The sequence below is a fragment of the Pseudolabrys sp. genome (genome assembly GCF_050250095.1).
Lineage (GTDB): Bacteria > Pseudomonadota > Alphaproteobacteria > Rhizobiales > Xanthobacteraceae > Pseudolabrys.
The window spans coordinates 224703-244634 of record NZ_JBFWPH010000005.1 but is presented as its reverse complement, the minus strand read 5'-3'; the positions used below and the strand labels follow the sequence as shown (position 1 = coordinate 244634).

Annotated in this window: 20 protein-coding genes; 19 read left to right on the top strand and 1 reads right to left on the bottom strand. The window is 64.4% G+C overall.

Annotated features, from left to right (window positions below; genetic code table 11):
* Positions 1-118: 118 nt before the first annotated feature.
* Positions 119-826 (top strand): haloacid dehalogenase type II, encoded by a 708-nt coding sequence (locus tag AB7F10_RS16650; RefSeq protein WP_428562487.1) that lies wholly within the window; start codon positions 119-121, stop codon positions 824-826.
* 25 nt (positions 827-851) lie between these two features.
* Here AB7F10_RS16650 and AB7F10_RS16645 read toward each other — a convergent pair whose 3' ends face one another.
* Positions 852-1772, bottom strand: coding sequence for an alpha/beta hydrolase (locus tag AB7F10_RS16645; protein WP_428562489.1), 921 nt, complete (start codon positions 1770-1772; stop codon positions 852-854).
* A 460-nt stretch (positions 1773-2232) separates the two neighbouring features.
* Between AB7F10_RS16645 and AB7F10_RS16640 the strand changes: the two genes are divergently transcribed.
* The 18 genes from AB7F10_RS16640 to AB7F10_RS16555 are packed head-to-tail and all read left to right on the top strand — an operon-like array spanning position 2233 to position 19917.
* Positions 2233-2598 carry an NADH-quinone oxidoreductase subunit A gene (locus tag AB7F10_RS16640; protein WP_428562492.1) on the top strand — a complete coding sequence of 122 codons (366 nt, stop codon included), beginning with the start codon at positions 2233-2235 and terminating at the stop codon, positions 2596-2598.
* Positions 2599-2605: 7 nt separating this feature from the next.
* On the top strand, positions 2606-3166 hold the full coding sequence (locus AB7F10_RS16635) for a NuoB/complex I 20 kDa subunit family protein (protein WP_428562494.1): 561 nt from the start codon (positions 2606-2608) through the stop codon (positions 3164-3166).
* A gap of 14 nt (positions 3167-3180) precedes the next feature.
* On the top strand, positions 3181-3828 hold the full coding sequence (locus AB7F10_RS16630; protein WP_428562496.1) for an NADH-quinone oxidoreductase subunit C: 648 nt from the start codon (positions 3181-3183) through the stop codon (positions 3826-3828).
* On the top strand, positions 3825-4253 hold the full coding sequence (locus AB7F10_RS16625) for a thioesterase family protein (protein WP_428562498.1): 429 nt from the start codon (positions 3825-3827) through the stop codon (positions 4251-4253). Before AB7F10_RS16630 ends, AB7F10_RS16625 begins: the two co-directional genes overlap by 4 nt.
* Positions 4253-5443: an NADH-quinone oxidoreductase subunit D gene (locus AB7F10_RS16620; protein WP_428562500.1), complete on the top strand. Its 1191-nt coding sequence runs from the start codon at positions 4253-4255 to the stop codon at positions 5441-5443. Before AB7F10_RS16625 ends, AB7F10_RS16620 begins: the two co-directional genes overlap by 1 nt.
* Positions 5440-6048 (top strand): NADH-quinone oxidoreductase subunit NuoE, encoded by a 609-nt coding sequence (gene nuoE, locus AB7F10_RS16615; RefSeq protein WP_428562502.1) that lies wholly within the window; start codon positions 5440-5442, stop codon positions 6046-6048. The genes AB7F10_RS16620 and nuoE overlap by 4 nt, the downstream gene beginning before the upstream one ends.
* A gap of 1 nt (position 6049) precedes the next feature.
* Positions 6050-7360 carry an NADH-quinone oxidoreductase subunit NuoF gene (gene nuoF / locus AB7F10_RS16610; RefSeq protein ID WP_428562504.1) on the top strand — a complete coding sequence of 437 codons (1311 nt, stop codon included), beginning with the start codon at positions 6050-6052 and terminating at the stop codon, positions 7358-7360.
* A gap of 4 nt (positions 7361-7364) precedes the next feature.
* On the top strand, positions 7365-7859 hold the full coding sequence (locus AB7F10_RS16605) for a DUF3291 domain-containing protein (protein ID WP_428562506.1): 495 nt from the start codon (positions 7365-7367) through the stop codon (positions 7857-7859).
* A complete protein-coding gene (nuoG, locus tag AB7F10_RS16600) occupies positions 7856-9919 on the top strand; it encodes an NADH-quinone oxidoreductase subunit NuoG (RefSeq protein ID WP_428562508.1) in 2064 nt (687 codons plus the stop codon). The genes AB7F10_RS16605 and nuoG overlap by 4 nt, the downstream gene beginning before the upstream one ends.
* Positions 9920-9929: 10 nt before the next feature.
* Positions 9930-10967 (top strand): NADH-quinone oxidoreductase subunit NuoH, encoded by a 1038-nt coding sequence (gene nuoH, locus AB7F10_RS16595; RefSeq protein ID WP_428562964.1) that lies wholly within the window; start codon positions 9930-9932, stop codon positions 10965-10967.
* A gap of 5 nt (positions 10968-10972) precedes the next feature.
* A complete protein-coding gene (gene nuoI / locus AB7F10_RS16590; protein WP_428562966.1) occupies positions 10973-11461 on the top strand; it encodes an NADH-quinone oxidoreductase subunit NuoI in 489 nt (162 codons plus the stop codon).
* 1 nt (position 11462) lies between these two features.
* The gene (locus AB7F10_RS16585; RefSeq protein ID WP_428562510.1) at positions 11463-12089 is read left to right on the top strand and encodes an NADH-quinone oxidoreductase subunit J; all 627 of its coding nucleotides are present in this window, start codon (positions 11463-11465) and stop codon (positions 12087-12089) included.
* Positions 12086-12394: an NADH-quinone oxidoreductase subunit NuoK gene (nuoK, locus tag AB7F10_RS16580; protein ID WP_428562512.1), complete on the top strand. Its 309-nt coding sequence runs from the start codon at positions 12086-12088 to the stop codon at positions 12392-12394. Before AB7F10_RS16585 ends, nuoK begins: the two co-directional genes overlap by 4 nt.
* 6 nt (positions 12395-12400) lie before the next feature.
* A complete protein-coding gene (nuoL, locus tag AB7F10_RS16575) occupies positions 12401-14488 on the top strand; it encodes an NADH-quinone oxidoreductase subunit L (protein ID WP_428562514.1) in 2088 nt (695 codons plus the stop codon).
* Positions 14489-14490: 2 nt separating this feature from the next.
* A complete protein-coding gene (locus AB7F10_RS16570) occupies positions 14491-15993 on the top strand; it encodes an NADH-quinone oxidoreductase subunit M (RefSeq protein ID WP_428562516.1) in 1503 nt (500 codons plus the stop codon).
* 13 nt (positions 15994-16006) lie between these two features.
* Positions 16007-17443 carry an NADH-quinone oxidoreductase subunit NuoN gene (nuoN, locus tag AB7F10_RS16565; protein ID WP_428562518.1) on the top strand — a complete coding sequence of 479 codons (1437 nt, stop codon included), beginning with the start codon at positions 16007-16009 and terminating at the stop codon, positions 17441-17443.
* 36 nt (positions 17444-17479) lie between these two features.
* Positions 17480-18250 (top strand): biotin--[acetyl-CoA-carboxylase] ligase, encoded by a 771-nt coding sequence (locus AB7F10_RS16560; RefSeq protein ID WP_428562520.1) that lies wholly within the window; start codon positions 17480-17482, stop codon positions 18248-18250.
* Positions 18250-19917, top strand: a complete 1668-nt coding sequence (locus AB7F10_RS16555) for a ribonuclease J (RefSeq protein ID WP_428562522.1) — start codon at positions 18250-18252, stop codon at positions 19915-19917. The genes AB7F10_RS16560 and AB7F10_RS16555 overlap by 1 nt, the downstream gene beginning before the upstream one ends.
* The last annotated feature ends 15 nt before the right edge of the window (positions 19918-19932 follow it).

The window sequence follows — 19932 nt, the reverse complement described above, 5'->3', positions numbered from 1 at the left end:
CCGGCCTGTCACGCCGGAGGTCGCGGGTTCGAGCCCCGTCGCTCCCGCCATATTTTCAAGCACTTAGCACCCCTTTTCCGGCCCGTTTCGACCTCGATCGGCGAGGCATGTCCGCTCCATGACCCAGTCCGTCCGGGCGCTGTTCTTCGATGTGTTCGGAACGCTGGTCGATTGGCGCTCGGGCGTCGCCCGGGAGGCGGAACGCCTGTTACGGGCGCATGACCAATCCACAGATTGGTTGGCTTTCGCCGACGCCTGGCGGGCGCAATACCAGCCCGGAATGGAGGACGTCCGTTCCGGCAGGATCCCCTTCAGCCGGCTCGATGTGCTGCACCGGCATAATCTCGAGAGGGTGCTGCCGCGCTTCGGCTTCCGCAACATTCCGGAGGCGGTGCTGGCCGAGCTTAATCTCGCCTGGCACCGGCTCGACGGCTGGCCCGACGTGACGGCGGGACTGGCGCGTCTGCGCGAGACGTTTCGCGTCGCGCCGGTGTCGAACGGCAACATCGCGCTGATGGCCGACCTCGCGCGGCGCAACGATCTGCGCTGGGACGCCATTCTCGGCGCCGAGGTCGCCGGCGACTACAAGCCGAAGCCGCGCGTCTACCTCGCGGCTTGCGAAGCTTTCGCGCTCGCGCCGGGACAATGCATGATGGTCGCCGCCCATTCCAGCGACCTTGAAGCGGCCGCCGCCTGTGGCTTGCGCACCGCGCACATCGCGCGGCCGGACGAGCACGGACCAGGCAAGGGCGAAACCGTGCCGACGGTGCCGGTCGATGTGGTGGCGAAAGACCTACTCGATCTTGCCGCGAAGCTCGTTGGCTAGCCGGAAGCGCTCAGCCCAAAGTCACTCAACCTTTGTAGATCGGCTCCGGCTGCGTGAAGAAGCTCAGCAGGATGTGATAGACCAGCATGTAATTCTTCTGCTGGAAGCTCGCATGTGAAATGCCGGGCATCACGGTGAACTGCTTGTCCGGGTTCGGCAATTTTTCAAAGAACTTCATCAAATCCTGCATTGAGGCGATGCCGTCGAACTGACCGCGCATGATCAGCGTCGGCACGACGATCTTTTCCGGGTTCACCACCGGCAGTTTCGAGCACATGTCGACATAGGTGCCGGTCGGCACCGAATCGTCGAGTGCGCAGACCGCGTCGGCGAAGGCGTCGATGACGCTGCGCTCGGCGGTATCGGGATGGTCGCGGTCGAACACCGAGCGGATGAAGTCCTTGCTCATCGGCCGGCGGTTCTTCGACTGGAACTCGGCCAGCTTCTTGCGCCGCTCGGCGAGCGTCGGCGAGCCTTCGCCGGTCCACACCATGGCGTCGAGCGCGAGGCGGGCGACCAGCTCGGGGTGGCGTTCGGCGAACAGCGCTGCGCGCAGGGCGCCGGATGAAATTCCGTAGGTCAACAGCGTGCGGCCGCCGCGCAGTTTCTGGATGTATTGCGCGGCCGCGTAGCAGTCGTCGGCGCCCTGCGAGATCGGGGCATTGTTGTCGCGATCCTTGGTGGAGCGGCCATAGCCTTCAACGTCGACCGACCAGCAGTCGAAGCCCTGGTCGGCAAAGAAATCCATCGCCGACGAGTAGGGGCGGCCGGGCACCTGAAGATCGAAGGTCGGCTGACCCGCCATGGACGAGCCGTGCACGAACAGAATGCTGCCCTTCGTCCTGGCGGGATCGCCGGCAAGCTTGTTCCACAGGAACAGTTTGGCGCCGCTCCGGTTGGTCCAGTGCTCGGTTCCCTTGATGGCGGCGTTCATCGTTTCGTTCATGTGGTTGCCCCTTGCGGTGTCGGCGCGGTGGAACGCCGACCGGTGCGGCGGCAGGCGCTGATAGCGGCGCACACTATTGCAGCATGGCGGGCCGTGACTACCGCCGAAGACGGCCAACAATGCCGGGCGTCCATGCTCACCGTTCATGCCGGCGGCCCCAGACGCTGCGCCGGATTCGCGCCGCGAGCCGGGCGCGTCCGGGGCGCCCTGCCGAGGCCGTTTCGTGTGGCGTGGGCGGCCGCGAAAATTCTGCGGAAACAGGCCGCAAATGGACCTTGGAAGGCCTCCAATGTCGGCTTGCGACATCAATGGGGCTGCGCTAAGGCTCACTCGCTTCCGTCCTTGAGGCGAATCCGGCTTGGGCAATGGGCGCGATCCGAGCAAATCCGCGCCAGATTCCGTTGCCGTGCCTGCCAAAGAGCGGGCCCGTCCGGTCCAGCCGCCAGCACCGAGGTCGCCGATGAGCGAACTGTTGATCGACTACCTGCCGTTGGCGATTTTCATCGCCGTCGCGCTTGTCATCGGTATCGTCCTGCTGGTCGTGCCCTTCATCGTCGCCTATCAGCAGCCCGACCCGGAAAAGCTGTCGGCCTATGAGTGCGGCTTTAATGCCTTCGACGACGCCCGCATGAAATTCGACGTGCGATTTTACCTCGTCGCGATCCTGTTCATCATTTTCGACCTCGAAGTGGCCTTCCTGTTTCCCTGGGCGGTCGCCTTCAAGGAGGTCGGTGCCTTCGGCTTCTGGTCGATGATGGTCTTCCTTGGCGTCCTCACCATCGGCTTCATATATGAGTGGAAGAAGGGGGCGCTGGAATGGGACTGATCGTTTCATGACGATGATCGCACCCGCGCCGAAAGGCATCCTCGACCCGTCGACCGGCAAGCCGGTCGGTTCGGACGACGCCTTCTTCACCGGCATCAATAACGAACTCGCAGACAAGGGTTTCATCGTCACCGCCACCGACGACCTCATCACCTGGGCGCGCACCGGCTCGCTGATGTGGATGACCTTCGGGCTTGCCTGCTGCGCGGTCGAGATGATGCAGGTGTCGATGCCGCGCTACGACGTCGAGCGGTTCGGCTTTGCGCCGCGCGCGAGCCCGCGCCAGTCCGACGTGATGATCGTCGCCGGCACGCTGACCAACAAGATGGCGCCGGCGCTGCGCAAGGTCTACGACCAGATGCCGGAGCCGCGCTACGTCATCTCGATGGGCTCCTGCGCCAACGGCGGCGGCTACTATCACTATTCCTATTCGGTGGTGCGCGGCTGCGACCGCATCGTTCCGGTCGACGTCTATGTGCCGGGCTGCCCGCCGACGGCGGAGGCGCTGCTGTACGGCGTGCTGCTTTTGCAGAAGAAGATCCGGCGCACCGGGACGATCGAGCGGTAAGGGGCACTCAGTTCATGGACGAAATGCTCGACAGGCTCGGCCAGAAGATTTCGGAGACGCTCGGCGGCGCGGTGACGGGCTATGCGATCGCCTATGGCGAACTGACCGTGACCGCGCAGGCCGCCGATATCGTGAAGGTCGCGACCGTGTTGCGCGACGATCCGCGTTTCCTGTTCTCCAATTTCATCGACATCACCGCAGTCGACTGGCCCGGCCGCGAGAAACGTTTCGACGTCGTCTACCACTTCCTGTCGCCGCGGCTGAACCGCCGGGTGCGCATCAAGATCGAAGTCGGCGAGATGGAGCAGGTCGCCTCGCTGATCGATGTCTATCGCGGGGCCGACTGGTTCGAGCGCGAGACTTACGATCTCTACGGCGTGCTGTTCACCGGACATCCGGACATGCGCCGGATTCTCACCGATTACGGCTTCGACGGGCATCCGCTGCGCAAGGACTTCCCGCTGACGGGTTTCGTCGAGGTGCGTTACGACGACGAGCAGAAGCGCGTCGTGTACGAGCCGGTCAAGCTCTCGCAGGAGTTCCGCAGCTTCGATTTCCTGTCGCCGTGGGAAGGCACCGACTATGTGCTGCCAGGCGACGAGAAGGCGCCCGGTCAGGGCAACAAGATGACCGGCGAACCGGAGAAGAAGCCCGCGCCATGAAGCCGTCGCTCGTTCCCGGTCTCAAGCATAAATTCATCTACAAGGTGCCGGTCGAGAAGACCGTGCCCTACACCTATCGTGAAGCCGCCGAACTGCAGTCAATGCCCGAGGTGTTCGCGACCGGTTTCATGATCATCCTGATGGAATGGACCTGCACGCAACTGATGGCGCCGCATCTCGACGCCGGTGAGGGCAGCCTCGGCACCCATGTCGATGTCAGTCATCTGGCGGCGACATTGCCGGGCATGTCGGTGACGGCGGAAGCGGAGCTTGCTTCGGTCGACGGCCGCCGGCTCGAATTTTCGGTGCGCGCCCATGACGGTGTCGACCTGATCGGCGAGGGGCGTCATCAGCGTGCAGTCGTGACTTGGGACAAGTTCAAGGCGCGTGTGGCCGACAAGGGCCGCCTCGCGGGAGTGGCGTGATGGCGGAAGCCGAACTTCGCAACTTCACCATCAACTTCGGTCCGCAGCATCCGGCCGCGCACGGCGTGCTGCGCCTCGTGCTAGAGCTCGACGGCGAAATCGTCGAGCGCGTCGACCCGCATATCGGCCTTCTGCATCGCGGCACCGAGAAGCTGATCGAGCACAAGACTTATCTGCAGGCGGTGCCTTACTTCGACCGGCTCGATTATGTCGCACCGATGAATCAGGAGCACGCCTTCTGTCTCGCGACCGAGAAGCTCCTGGGCATTACGGTGCCGAAGCGTGCGCAGCTTATTCGTGTGCTTTATTCGGAGATCGGCCGGCTCTTGTCGCATCTTCTCAACGTCACCACGCAAGCGATGGATGTCGGCGCGCTCACCCCGCCGCTGTGGGGCTTTGAGGAGCGCGAGAAGTTGATGGTGTTCTACGAGCGCGCTTCGGGCAGCCGCATGCATGCGGCTTATTTCCGTCCCGGCGGCGTGCATCAGGACCTACCCGACAAACTGGTCGAGGACATCGGCGCGTTCTGCGATCCGTTCCTGAAGGTGTGTGACGATCTCGAAACGCTGCTCACCGGCAACCGCATCTTCAAGCAGCGCAACGTCGACATCGCCGTAGTGTCGCTGGAGGATTGCTGGAACTGGGGCTTCTCCGGCGTGATGGTGCGCGGCTCGGGCGCGGCCTGGGATCTGCGCAAGTCGCAGCCTTACGAGTGCTATTCGGAACTCGACTTCGACATTCCGGTCGGCAAGAACGGCGACTGCTACGACCGCTACTGCATCCGCATGGAAGAGATGCGCCAGTCGATCCGCATCATGAAGCAGTGCGTCAACAAGCTGATGAGCGCGGAAGGCCGCGGTCCGCATGCTCACGATGACAACAAGATCGTGCCGCCCAAGCGCGGCGAGATGAAGAAGTCGATGGAAGCGCTGATCCATCACTTCAAGCTCTACACCGAGGGCTATCACGTGCCGGCCGGCGAAGTTTACGCCGCCGTCGAAGCGCCGAAGGGCGAATTCGGCGTCTATCTGGTCTCCGATGGCACCAACAAGCCTTACAAATGCAAAATCCGCGCGCCGGGCTTCGCGCATTTGCAGGCGATGGACTTTCTCTGCAAGGGACACATGCTGGCCGACGTCTCCGCCATTCTCGGTTCGATCGATATCGTGTTCGGGGAGGTCGACCGATGAGCGTCCGCCGTCTCGCGCCGCCCGAGCAGCAGCCCAAGGAGTTCGCTTTCAACAAGGCGAACCTCGACTGGGCGAAGAAGAAAATTGCCAACTATCCGGAAGGCCGCCAGCGTTCCGCGATCATTCCGCTGCTGTGGCGCGCGCAGGAGCAGCATGACGGCTGGCTGCCCGAAGTCGCGATGCGTTATGTCGCCGACATGCTCGGCGTCGCGCATATCCGGGCGCTGGAAGTCGCGACCTTCTATACGATGTTCAATCTCGAGCCGGTCGGCCGCACCCATGTGCAGTTCTGCGGCACCACGCCGTGCCTGCTGCGCGGCGCCGACGCGATCAAGACGGTTTGCAAGCAACGCATCGGCGAGGAAGGCCATGTCACGGCCGACGGCCAGTTCTCCTGGGTCGAAGTCGAATGTCTCGGCGCCTGCGTCAACGCGCCGGTCGTGCAGATCGGCAGCGATTTCTATGAAGATCTGACGCCGGAGAACTTCAACAAGCTGCTCGATGCGTTCGCTGCCGGCAAGACGCCGAAGCCCGGCCCGCAGATCGACCGGCAGTTGTCCGCACCGGTCGGCGGACCGACCACACTCAAGACGGCCAAGGCCTGACATGCTCGACGACAAGGACCGCATCTTCCGCAACCTCTACGGCCTCCACGACTGGGGCCTGAAGGGCGCGCGTGCGCGCGGCGCGTGGGACGGCACCAAGGCCATTCTGGAAAAGGGCCGCGACGGCATCATCAACGACGTGAAGGCCTCCGGCCTGCGCGGCCGTGGCGGCGCGGGCTTCCCGACCGGCCTCAAATGGTCGTTCATGCCCAAGCAGTCGGACGGGCGGCCGCATTATCTCGTCGTCAATGCCGACGAATCCGAGCCCGGCACCTGCAAGGACCGCGAGATCATGCGGCACGATCCGCATCTGCTCGTGGAGGGCTGCCTGATCGCCGGTTTCGCGATGGGCGCCAATGCCGGCTACATCTATGTGCGCGGCGAGTTCATTCGCGAGCGCGAGCGCCTCGAAGCTGCAATCGAGCAGGCTTATGAGGCCAAGCTGATCGGCAAGAACAACGTCCACGGCTGGGACTTCGATCTCTACGTTCACCACGGTGCCGGCGCTTACATCTGCGGCGAGGAAACCGCGCTGCTCGAAAGCCTCGAGGGCAAGAAGGGCCAGCCGCGGCTCAAGCCGCCGTTCCCGGCCAATGTCGGCCTCTACGGCTGCCCGACCACGGTGAACAACGTGGAGTCGATCGCAGCGGTTCCGGACATCCTGCGGCGGGGACCGGCGTGGTTCGCAGGTATCGGCCGTCCGAACAACACCGGCACCAAACTGTTCTGCATCTCCGGCCACGTCGAAAAGCCCTGCAACGTCGAAGAGGCGATGGGTATCCCGCTGCGCGAGCTTGTCGAGAAACATGCCGGCGGCGTGCGCGGCGGCTGGGACAACCTGCTCGCGGTCATTCCCGGCGGCTCCTCGATGCCGCTGATCCCGGCGGGCGCGACCGGCTGCGACGACCTGCTGATGGATTTCGACGGCTGCGTGAAGCACAAGTCGGCGCTCGGCACGGCGGCCGTGATCGTGATGGACAAGTCCACCGACATCATCCGCGCGATGGCGCGCATCTCGTATTTCTACAAGCACGAGAGTTGCGGCCAGTGCACGCCGTGCCGCGAGGGCATGGGCTGGATGTGGCGGGTTCTGACGCGCATGGCGGAAGGCCGCGCGCAGAAAAAAGAAATCGACATGCTGTTCGACGTTACCAAGCAGATCGAAGGACACACGATCTGCGCGTTCGGCGACGGCGCGGCCTGGCCGGTGCAGGGCCTGCTGCGGCATTTCCGTCCGGAGATCGAGCGGCGCATCGACGAATACACCCGCAACGCGGACGCCCGCGACGCGGTTCGCGTGGCGGCGGAGTAGCGACATGACCGAAGGCCGTCATCTCGCCCAGTTCAACATCGCGCGGGCCCGCTATCCGCTCGACGACCCGCGCATGCGCGAGTTCGTCGAGAATGTCGATCGCGTCAATGCGCTGGCGAACGGCATCGATGGTTTCGTGTGGCGGCTCGCCGATGACAGCGGCCATGCTATGAACATCCGCGTCTATGACGATCCGACGATCCTGCCGAACCTGACGGTGTGGGAGAGCGTCGAGGCGCTGGAGCGTTTCGTCTGGCAGACCGTGCACCGGCGCTTCTACGGCCGCCGCGAGCAGTGGTTCGCAGCCCTCGACGGTCCGCCGCTGGTGTTGTGGTGGATTCCGGAAGGCCACAGGCCGACGATGGAGGAGGGCGCCGAGCGTCTCGACCATCTGAAAAATCACGGTTCGAGCGATTACGCCTTCAGCTGGGACAGCCTGCCGGCCGCCACGCATTGGCGCACCGCGCGTTGCGGCACCACAAGCGAGCACGCGGCATGACCAAGATCATCGTCGACGACACCGAAATCGAAGTCCCGCCGGAGTTCACGCTGCTCCAGGCCTGCGAGGCCGCCGGCGCGGAAATCCCGCGCTTCTGCTTCCACGAGCGGCTGTCGGTCGCCGGCAACTGCCGCATGTGCCTCGTCGAGGTGGTCGGCGGCCCGCCGAAGCCGCAGGCCTCCTGCGCCATGCAGGTGAAGGATCTGGCGCCCAACAAGGACGGTTCGCCGAAGGTCATCAAGACCCGCTCGCCGATGGTGAAGAAGGCGCGCGAAGGCGTGATGGAGTTCCTGCTGATCAATCATCCGCTCGACTGCCCGATCTGCGATCAGGGCGGCGAGTGCGATCTGCAGGATCAGGCGATGGCCTACGGCGTCGACGCGACGCGCTATCACGAGAACAAGCGCGCGGTCGAAGACAAATATATCGGCGTGCTGGTGAAGACGGTGATGAACCGTTGCATCCACTGCACGCGCTGCGTCCGCTTCACCACCGAGGTCGCCGGTGTCGCCGAACTCGGCGCGATCGGCCGTGGCGAGGACATGGAGATCACCACCTATCTCGAGCAGGCGATGACCTCCGAGCTGCAGGGCAACGTGGTCGATCTCTGCCCGGTCGGCGCGCTGACCTCGAAGCCTTATGCGTTCGTCGCGCGGCCTTGGGAACTCAACAAGACCGAAACCGTCGACGTGATGGACGGCCTCGGCTCCGCGATCCGCGTCGATACGCGCGGCCGCGAGGTGATGCGCGTGCTGCCGCGCCTCAACGATGACATCAACGAGGAGTGGATTTCCGACAAGACGCGTTACATCGTCGATGGATTGCGCACCCAGCGTCTCGACCGGCCCTACATCCGCGAAAACGGCCGCCTGCGACCCGCGACGTGGAGCGAAGCCTTCGCGGCGATTGCCGCCAAGGTGAAGAGCGCGAAGGCTCAGAAAATCGGCGCACTCGCCGGCCAGCTCTCGACCGTCGAAGAGATGTATGCGCTCAAGGCGCTGATGACCTCGCTCGGTTCGGCCAATGTCGATGCGCGTTATCCGGGCTCGCCGCTGCATCCGAAATACGGCCGCGCCAGTTATCTCTTCAATTCCACGATCGCCGGCATCGACCGCGCGGACTCGATTCTGCTGATCGGCACCAATCCGCGCAAGGAAGCCGCGGTGCTGAACGCGCGCATCCGTCGCCGCTATCTCAACGGCAACGTGACGATCGGCCTGATCGGCGAAAAGGCGGACCTCACTTACGCTTACGATTATCTCGGCGCCGGACCCGACAGCCTCGCCAAACTCGCGGAGCAGACGGGCAAGAAAGCGGAACGGCCGATGTTTATCATCGGTCAGGGCGCGCTCAACCGTGCCGACGGCGGCGCGATCCTCGCAGCGGCGGCGAAAGCTGCCGGCTCGCTCGGCGTCGTCAAGGACGGCTGGAACGGCTTCAATATCCTGCACGGCGAGGCGTCACTGGTCGGCGCGCTCGACATCGGCTTCGTGCCCGGTGAAGGCGGGCTTGACACCGCGGGCATGCTTACCGCCGGCGCGCTCGATGTGCTGTTCCTTGCCGGCGTTGATGAAGTGGATGTACCGCCGGGCGCTTTCACCGTTTACATCGGCACGCATGGCGACCGTGGCGCGCATCGCGCCGACGTCATCCTGCCGGGCGCGGCCTATCCGGAAAAGAACGGGCTTTACGTGAACACCGAAGGCCGCGTGCAGATGGGCAAGCGCGCCGGCTTTCCGCCGGGCGACGCCCGCGAGGACTGGGCGATCCTGCGTGCGCTGTCCGACGTGCTCGGCAAGCGTCTGCCGTTCGATTCATTGGCCGCGCTGCGCCAGGCGCTGTTTGCCGCGCATCCGCATCTGATGAAGGTCGGCCAGATCGCGCCGGGCGAGGCGGGCGCGATCAAGGCGCTCGCCAAGATCGGCGGCAATGCCGACAAGGCGCCGTTCCGCTCGAGCGTGGGCGACTTCTATATGACCAATGCGGTGGCGCGCGCTTCCGCGGTCATGGCCGAATGCTCGGCGCTCCATGCGGGCGCCGTGAAGACCGCAGCCGAGTGACGCCATGGACATGACCGAATTCTTCTTCGCGTATGTCTGGCCGGTCCTGGTGATCGTCGCGCAGTCGGTGATGCTGCTCGTCATTCTGCTGGTCAGCATCGCCTATATCCTTCTCGCCGACCGCAAGATCTGGGCGGCGGTGCAGATCAGGCGCGGCCCGAACGTGGTCGGCCCCTGGGGTCTGTTCCAGTCCTTCGCGGACCTTCTGAAGTTCGTCCTCAAGGAGCCGGTGATCCCGGCCGGCGCCAACAAGGGCGTGTTCCTGCTCGCGCCGCTCGTCTCCTGTGTGCTGGCGCTCGCCGCCTGGGCGGTGATCCCGGTCAACATCGGCTGGGTGATCGCCGATATCAATGTCGGCATTCTCTATATCTTCGCGATCTCCTCGCTGATGGTCTACGGCATCATTATGGCGGGCTGGGCGTCGAACTCGAAATATCCGTTCCTCGCCGCGCTGCGGTCCGCCGCGCAGATGGTGTCCTACGAGGTCTCGATCGGCTTCGTCATCATCACCGTGCTGCTCTGCGCCGGCTCGCTGAACCTCACGAAGATCGTCGAAGCGCAGAACGGCCCTTACGGTCTGCTGAACTGGTACTGGCTGCCGCTGCTGCCGATGTTCGTCGTGTTCTTCGTGTCGGCGCTCGCCGAAACCAACCGCCCGCCGTTCGACCTCGTCGAAGCGGAATCCGAGCTCGTCGCCGGGTTCATGGTCGAATACGGCTCGACGCCGTACATGATGTTTATGCTCGGCGAATACGTCGCGATCGCCACGATGTGCGCGATGGGCACGATCCTGTTCCTCGGCGGCTGGCTGCCGCCGGTGCCTTACGCGCCGTTCACCTGGGTGCCGGGCGTGATCTGGTTCGTGCTCAAGGCGCTGTTCATGTTCTTCCTGTTCGCGATGGCCAAGGCCGTCGTGCCGCGCTACCGCTACGACCAGTTGATGCGTCTCGGCTGGAAGGTGTTCTTGCCGCTGTCGCTCGCGATGGTCGTGATCGTTGCGGCCGTGCTGCAATTCGGCCTGCCGTTCGGCCTGCTGCAACCGAGGTAATGACGATGAGACTGGTCGGCGCAGCGAAAGCCCTGTTCCTCACCGAGTTCATCTCGGCGTTCTTCCTCGGCATGCGTTACTTCTTCAAGCCGAAGGCGACGCTGAACTATCCGTTCGAGAAGGGGCCGATCTCGCCGCGCTTCCGTGGCGAGCATGCGCTGCGCCGTTATCCGAACGGCGAGGAGCGTTGCATCGCCTGCAAGCTGTGCGAGGCGATCTGCCCGGCGCAAGCCATCACCATCGAGGCCGGTCCGCGTCGCAACGACGGTACGCGGCGCACCACGCGCTACGACATCGACATGGTGAAGTGCATCTATTGCGGGCTGTGCCAGGAGGCTTGCCCGGTCGACGCCATTGTCGAAGGGCCGAACTTCGAATTCGCCACCGAGACGCGCGAAGAGCTTTATTACGACAAGGAGCGGCTGCTCGCGAATGGCGACCGCTGGGAACGCGAGATCGCGAAGAACATCGCGCTCGACGCGCCGTACAGGTGAGATGATGGTCGCCGCGCTGTTCTTCTATCTCTTTGCAGCGGTCTGCATCGCTTCGGCGGTGATGGTGATCGCGTCGAAGAACCCCGTCCATTCGGTGCTGTTCCTGATCCTCGCCTTCGTCAACGCGGCGGGGCTGTTCCTGCTGCTCGGCGCCGAGTTCCTGGCGATGATCCTGATCGTCGTCTATGTCGGCGCTGTCGCGGTGCTGTTCCTGTTCGTCGTCATGATGCTCGACGTCGACTTCGCCGAGCTGAGGCAGGGCTTCCTGAATTACCTGCCGGTCGGCATGCTGGTCGGCGGCATCGTGCTGGCCGAGCTTCTGTTCGTGCTCGGCGCCTGGACCATCGGCGCCAATGTCGCCAAGACCGTCACCGCGCCGATCCCGCCGCTGGCGAGCGTTTCCAACACGCAGGCGATCGGTCTCGTGCTCTACACCCGCTACGTTTACTTCTTCGAGGTGGCAGGCCTTGTTCTGCTGGTCGCGATGATCGGTGCCATCGTGCTGACGCTGCACCACAAGGCGCGCGCCAAGCGGCAGAACATCGGCGATCAGGTCGCGCGCACGCCGGCGACCGCCATCGAGGTCCGCAAGGTAGCGTCGGGGCAGGGACTGGAGGGCGGCGCATGACCATCGGGCTGGGGCATTATCTGTCGGTCGCGGCGATCCTGTTCACGCTCGGCGTGCTCGGCATCTTCCTGAACCGCAAGAACGTCATCGTCATCCTGATGTCGATCGAGCTGATCCTGCTCGCGGTCAACATCAACCTCGTGGCGTTCTCTTCGTTCCTGAACGACATCGTCGGGCAGATTTTCGCGCTGCTGGTGCTGACCGTGGCGGCCGCCGAAGCCGCCATCGGCCTTGCCATCCTCGTCGTGTTCTACCGCAACCGCGGCTCGATCGCGGTCGAAGACATCAACCTGATGAAGGGCTAGCTTCTTATGTATCAGGCGATTGTCTTTCTGCCGCTGCTCGGCTTCCTGCTTGCCGGCCTCATCACGATTTTCGGCGCGCGTGCTCGCTTTCCGGGCAAGAGCCCGACCGCGCAGGACGCGCTCGGCCACGGTTCGCACGATACGCATCATGGCGCGGCACATGGCCATGACAGCCATGCCGCGCACGGTCACGACGATCACGGTCACGGCCCGGCGGAGCCGCCGGCGGCCGGCTCGCGCATCGCGGAACTCATCACGACGACGCTGCTGATGATTTCAGCGATCCTGTCGTGGATCGCGTTCGTGCAGATCGGTTTCAGCGGGCAGGAAGCTCGCGTTCCGATCTTCACCTGGATGACATCCGGGGAATTGTCGGTCGCATGGTCGCTGCGCATCGATACGCTGACCGTGGTGATGCTGGTTGTCGTCAACACCGTGTCGGCGCTCGTGCATCTCTATTCGATCGGCTACATGCACGAAGATCCGCATCGGCCGCGCTTCTTCGGCTACCTGTCGCTGTTCACCTTCGCGATGCTGATGCTGGTGACCTCCGACAACCTCGTTCAGCTGTTCTTCGGCTGGGAGGGCGTCGGCCTCGCGAGCTATCTCCTGATCGGGTTCTGGTACTACAAGCCCGAGGCGAACGCCGCCGCCATCAAGGCCTTCGTCGTCAACCGCGTCGGCGATTTCGGCTTCGCGCTCGGCATCTTCGCGCTGTTCATGATGGTCGGCGCGGTCGATTTCGACACCGTGTTCGCGCAGGCGCCGTCGCTGACGACCAAGACCATCGGCCTGTTCGGCTGGCAGATCGACGCGATGACGCTGATCTGCCTGTTCCTCTTCATGGGCGCGATGGGCAAGTCGGCCCAATTCCTGCTGCACACCTGGTTGCCGGACGCGATGGAAGGCCCGACGCCGGTTTCGGCGCTGATCCATGCCGCGACCATGGTGACCGCGGGCGTGTTCATGGTGGCGCGACTGTCGCCGCTGTTCGAGCTGTCGCACACCGCGCAGATGGTGGTGCTGTTCATCGGCGCGACCACCGCACTGTTCGCCGCGACCATTGGCCTTGTGCAGAACGACATCAAGCGCATCGTCGCCTATTCGACCTGCTCGCAGCTCGGCTACATGTTCGTGGCGATGGGGGTGGGGGCCTATTCGGTCGGCATGTTCCACCTCTTCACGCATGCCTTTTTCAAGGCGCTGCTGTTCCTCGGTTCCGGCTCGGTGATCCACGCGATGCATCACGAGCAGGACATCCGCAACATGGGCGGCCTCCGCGACCGCATTCCGTTCACCTACATCGTCATGGTGGTCGGCACGCTGGCGCTGACCGGCTTCCCGCTGACCGCCGGGTATTTCTCGAAGGACGCCATCATCGAGGCGGCGTTCGTCTCGCATAACCCGGTCGCGCTTTACGCCTTCCTGTCGACGGCCGCGGCGGCGCTGCTGACTTCGTTTTATTCCTGGCGGCTGGTGTTCAAGACCTTCCACGGCACGCCGCATGACATGACGCATTACCGCGCGGCGCATGAGAGTCCGATGGTGATGCTGATCCCGCTCGCCGTGCTGGCGCTCGGCTCCGTGCTGGCCGGCCTGCCGTTCAAGGAGATTTTTGCCGGCCACGGCGTCGAGGGCTTCTTCCGCGGTTCGCTGACCTTTGCCAAGGACAACAAGATCCTCGAAGAGATGCACCATGTGCCGCTGCACGTCGCGCTGGCGCCGACCGTGCTGATGGCGGTCGGCTTCGTTATCGCCTGGATTTTCTACATCCGGCGGCCGGATATTCCGGCCGAGCTCGCCCGCCAGCACGACGTGCTGTACCGCTTCCTGCTCAACAAGTGGTACTTCGACGAGATCTACGACTTCCTTATTGTGCGGCCGGTCAAATGGCTCGGCTGGACGCTGTGGAAGCGCGGCGACGGCTGGCTGATCGACGGCTTCGGTCCTGACGGCGTCTCAGCGCGGGTTCTCGACGTGACGCGCAACGCGATCCGGCTGCAAACCGGCTATCTCTATCACTACGCCTTCGCGATGCTGATCGGCGTCGCGATCTTCGCGACCTGGTTCATGTTCTCGGTGGGGGTCCGCTAATCATGAATTGGCCGATCCTCTCCGTCGTCACGTTCCTGCCGCTGGTCGGCGCGCTGTTCATCATGCTCGTGCGCGGCAGCGACCGTCTGGCGAACGGCACCGCGCGCTGGGTCGCGCTGTGGACCACGCTCGCGACCTTCGCGATCTCGCTGGTGATGCTCTATCGCTTCGACAACACCATCGCCGAGTTCCAGTTCGTCGAGAAACATCCCTGGCTCGGCTTCGCCAGCTATCACATGGGTGTCGACGGCATTTCGCTGCCTTTCGTCATCCTCACCACCGCGCTGATGCCGTTCTGCATCGTCGCGAGCTGGACCGCGATCCAGGTGCGGGTGAAGGAATACATGATCGCGTTCCTGGTGCTGGAAACGTTGATGGTCGGCACCTTCTCGGCGCTCGATCTCGTGCTGTTCTATCTGTTCTTCGAAGGCGGCCTGATCCCGATGTTCCTCATCATCGGCGTCTGGGGCGGTCCGCGCCGGGTCTATGCGAGCTTCAAGTTCTTTCTCTACACGCTGCTCGGCTCGGTGCTGATGCTGCTCGCCATCATGGCGATGTACTGGCAGGCCGGCACCACCGACATCCCGACGCTGCTGCGTCACGGTTTTCCGGTCGAGCTGCAGAAGTGGGCGTGGCTCGCGTTCTTCGCGTCGTTCGCCGTGAAGATGCCGATGTGGCCGGTGCACACCTGGCTGCCGGACGCTCACGTCGAGGCGCCCACGGCCGGTTCGGTGATCCTCGCCGCCATCCTGCTGAAAATGGGCGGCTACGGCTTCCTGCGCTTCTCGCTGCCGATGTTCCCGATGGCGAGCCACGACTTCGCGCCGTTCGTCTTCACGCTGTCGGTCGTCGCCATCGTCTATACCTCGCTGGTCGCGCTGATGCAGGAGGACATGAAGAAGCTGATTGCCTATTCCTCGGTCGCGCATATGGGCTTTGTGACCATGGGCATCTTCGCGGCGACCGCGCAGGGCGTCGGCGGCGGCATCTTCCAGATGATCTCGCACGGCATCGTGTCGGGCGCGCTGTTCCTCTGCGTCGGCGTCGTCTACGACCGCGTGCATACCCGCGAGATCGCCGCCTATGGCGGCTTGGTCAATCGCATGCCGGTCTATGCCTTTGTCTTCATGGTGTTCACCATGGCCAATGTCGGGCTGCCGGGCACCTCGGGTTTCGTCGGCGAGTTCCTGACGCTGATCGGCACCTTCAAGGTCAACACGGCGGTCGGTACGCTGGCGACGCTCGGCGTCATCCTGTCGGCGGGTTATGCGCTGTGGCTCTATCGAAAGGTCGTGTTCGGCGTGATCGAAAAGCCGGCGCTGGCCGGCATCCGGGACATTGGCGCGCGCGAAATGATCATTCTGCTGCCCTTGGTCGTGCTGACGATCCTGTTCGGCGTGGCGCCCAAGCCCGTGCTCGACATGTCGGCGGCCTCGGTGACCAATCTGCTCGCGAACTACAACAAGGCGATTGCGGTGAAGACGGCCGCAATGCCGGCGAATTAGGGGCGCGCGGGCGATGACACAGCTTTCCTTCCTCGGTTCCTATCTGCCGCTCGCGCCGGAGCTTGTGCTGGCGATTGGCGCAATGGTGCTGCTGATGCTCGGCGTTACGTCCGGCGAGCGCAGCGCGCGTTTCGTCAACGGTCTGTCGGTCTGGCTGCTGGTCGCCGTTGCGGCGCTGGTAGTGCTGATGCCGGGCGGCCGCCACAGCCTGTTCGAGGGTGCCTTCGTCGTTGACGACTTCGCGCGCTTCCTCAAGCTCCTGGTGCTCGCCGGCTCGGCCGGCGCGCTTATCCTGTCGCTCGATTATCTCGTCAAGGAACACCAGCAGAAGTTCGAATACGGCCCGCTGGTGCTGCTCTCGACGCTCGGCATGATGCTGCTGGTCTCGGCGGGTGACCTGATCGCGCTCTATCTCGGCCTCGAGCTGATGAGCCTCGCGCTCTATGTCGTCGCGGCCTCGAACCGCGACACCGTGCGCTCGACGGAAGCCGGCCTTAAGTATTTCGTTCTCGGCGCGTTGTCGTCCGGCATGCTGCTCTATGGCGCGTCGCTGATCTACGGCTTCACCGGCACCATCAGCTTTGCCGGCATCGCCAAGGCGGCCTCACACGGCCAGATCGGCCTCGTGTTCGGCCTCGTCTTCCTGTTCGTCGGCTTCTGCTTCAAGGTATCGGCGGTGCCGTTCCATATGTGGACGCCGGACGTCTATGAGGGCGCGCCGACGCCGGTGACGGCGTTCTTTGCCTCCGCCCCGAAGGTCGCTGCCATCGCCATTTTCGTGCGCGCCACCATGACGGCGTTTCCCGGCATTACCGATCAGTGGCAGCAGATCGTCGTTTTCGTGTCGATTGCCTCGATGCTGCTCGGTTCGTTTGCCGCCATCGGGCAGAAGAACATCAAGCGGCTGCTGGCTTATTCCTCGATCGGTCACATGGGTTTTGCGCTGGTCGGCCTCGCCGCCGGCACCACCGAAGGTGTGCAGGGCGTTCTGATCTATATGTCGATCTATGTCGCGATGACGCTCGGCACCTTCGCCGTCGTGCTGGCGATGCGGCGCGACGGCATGCTGGTCGAGCAGATCTCCGATCTCGCGGGGCTTTCGCGCACGCACCCGACCATGGCGTTCTTCTTCGCGATGCTGATGTTTTCGCTCGCCGGCATCCCGCCGCTCGCCGGGTTCTTCGCGAAATTCTACGTCTTCCTCGCCGCCATCAAGGCCGGGCTCTATGTGCTCGCCGTGCTCGGCGTGCTGGCAAGCGTGGTCGGCGCGTATTACTATCTCGCCATCGTCAAGACGATGTATTTCGACGAACCGGCCAAGAGCTTTTCGGCGATGCCGATGACGCTGCGGCTGGTGCTTGCGATCGGCGGCCTGATCAACCTGCTGTTCTTCGCCTATCCGGCGCCGCTGATCGGCGCGGCGGAGGCTGCGGCGAAATCGCTGTTTTGAAGATTTGAATTGGCGCGCGGTTGCGCGCCACAACCGATGATCCGCGACGCGACGGACCCCGCGGAGGTCCGACACCTGAGCTACGACACACTCGGCTCCACCAATGCCGAGGCGCTGGTGCTTGCACGCGCCGGCGAGCGTGGTCCTGTCTGGATCACCGCCAAAACCCAGAGTGCCGGCCGCGGCCGCCGCGGCAAAGACTGGGTATCGCCGCCGGGCAATCTCTACGCCACGCTGCTGCTGACCGAGCCGGCGCCGTCGCCGCGCGCCGCGCAGCTGTCGTTCGTCGCCGGACTGGCTGTCCGCGATGCCGTCGCCGCCTGCGCGGGCAGCCTCGGCGGCGCCCTGACCCTGAAATGGCCCAACGATGTGCTGATCGGCGGCCGGAAGATCGCCGGATTGCTCATCGAGGCGGAGAACGCACCGGTGTTCTCGGTGGCGATCGGTATCGGCGTCAATTGCATCTCGCATCCTGACGGCACTGCCTATCCGGCGGCCGACCTTGCGGGCGAGGGCGCGCGGGTGAGCATGGGGGCGCTGTTCGCAGCGCTCGTCCCCGCCATGCAGGCCCGCCTCGCGCAATGGCAGGGCGGGGCTAACTTCCCGTCGATCCGCCGCGACTGGCTGAAATATGCCGCCGGCCTCGGCGAGTTCATCCAGGTGCGGCTGCCGGAGCGTGAACTCTACGGTCGCTTCATGGGGCTCGACGAGAACGGCCGGCTGCTGGTGCAGCCTGAGACCGGCCCGCACCTGAAAATCACAGCGGGCGAAGTGTTCGGCTTCGGCGTTCCGAAAGGAGCCGGTTGATGGCGGCGCGGCAGGATCTGGTATTCGCGCCGCTCGGCGGCGTCGGCGAGATCGGCATGAATCTCGCGGTGTACGGCCTTGGCGACGAGCGCCGCCGGCAATGGCTCGCGGTCGATCTCGGCGTGTCGTTTGCCTCAGAGGACCAGCTGCCCGGCGTCGATCTGGTGATGCCGGACGTGCGGTTTCTGATCGAGGAGCGCAAGAACCTCGCCGGCCTCGTGTTGACCCACGCGCATGAGGATCATTTCGGCGCGCTGTTCGACCTCTGGCCGCGGTTGAAAATCCCGGTCTACGCGACGCCGTTCACCGCGGCGATGATCGCCGCGAAAAAGGCCGGCGAGCCGGGTGCGCCCGAGATTCCCGTCACCGTCATTCCGCTCGGCGGCCGTTTCAAGGCGGGTCCGTTCGACATCGAACTCGTGTCGATGACGCATTCGATCCCTGAGTCGAACGCGCTCATCATCCGCACGCCGCTCGGCAATGTGCTGCATACCGGCGACTGGAAGATCGACCCGACGCCGATCCTCAACGACCCGACCGACGAAAAGAAACTGCGCGCGCTGGGGCAGGAGGGCTGCCTCGCGCTCATCGCGGATTCGACCAATGCGGTGCGCGACGGCCGCTCGCCGTCCGAGGCCGACGTCGCCAAGACCATCACGCAGCTCATCAAGGATGCGCGCGGGCGCGTGGCGGTGACGACCTTCGCCTCCAATGTCGGACGGCTGAAGACGGTCGCGGAAGCCGCGCGCGCCGCCGACCGTGAGGTGGTGCTGGTCGGCCGCGCGATGGACCGCGTGACGCAGGTCGCGCGCGAGTGCGGCTATCTCGACGGCGTGCCGGCGTTCCGCAGCGCCGACGCTTACGGCTACCTGCCGCCCAACAAGGTGGTGGCGCTGTGCACCGGCAGCCAGGGCGAGCCGCGGGCGGCGCTGGCGCGCATCGCGTCGGACCAGCACCCCGACGTCACGCTCAATCGCGGCGACACCGTGATCTTTTCCGCGCGCGACATTCCCGGCAACGAGAAGGCGATCGGCCGCGTCATCAACGGCCTGATCGAGCAGGGCATCGAGGTCATCACCGACCGCACGCACCTCGTGCATGTTTCGGGCCATCCGCGCCGCGCCGAGGTCGAGGAACTGATCGGCTGGGTCAAGCCGCAGATCCTGGTGCCGGTTCATGGCGAGGCGCTGCATCTCGCCGAGCATGGCAAGATCGGCCGCAAGGCGGGCGTGAAGACCATCATCCAGTGCCGCAACGGCGACCTGATCCGGCTCGCGCCGAACCCCGAGATCATCGACGAACTGCCGGCCGGCCGGCTCTACAAGGACGGCCGGCTGCTGATCGACGCGCAGGCGCGTACGGTCGCGGATCGACGCCGGCTGTCTTTTGCCGGCATCATTTCGGTGGCGCTCGCCCTGACCGAGGCCGGTGAGCTGGCCGCCGATCCGGAGATCGACATGGTCGGTATTCCGGAGCGGGGACGGGACGGCGACGCGATGGCGGAGATCGTCCATGACGCCGCGCTTCAGACGTTCGAATCCCTGCCGCGCGCCCGGCGGCGCGACCCGGATTCGGTGGCGGAATCCGTGCGGCGCGGCGTGCGCAGCGCGGTGGCCGAGCAGTGGGGCAAGAAACCGATGTGCCATGTCCACGTCCTGGCGGTATAAGAGCCGCAGTCTGAA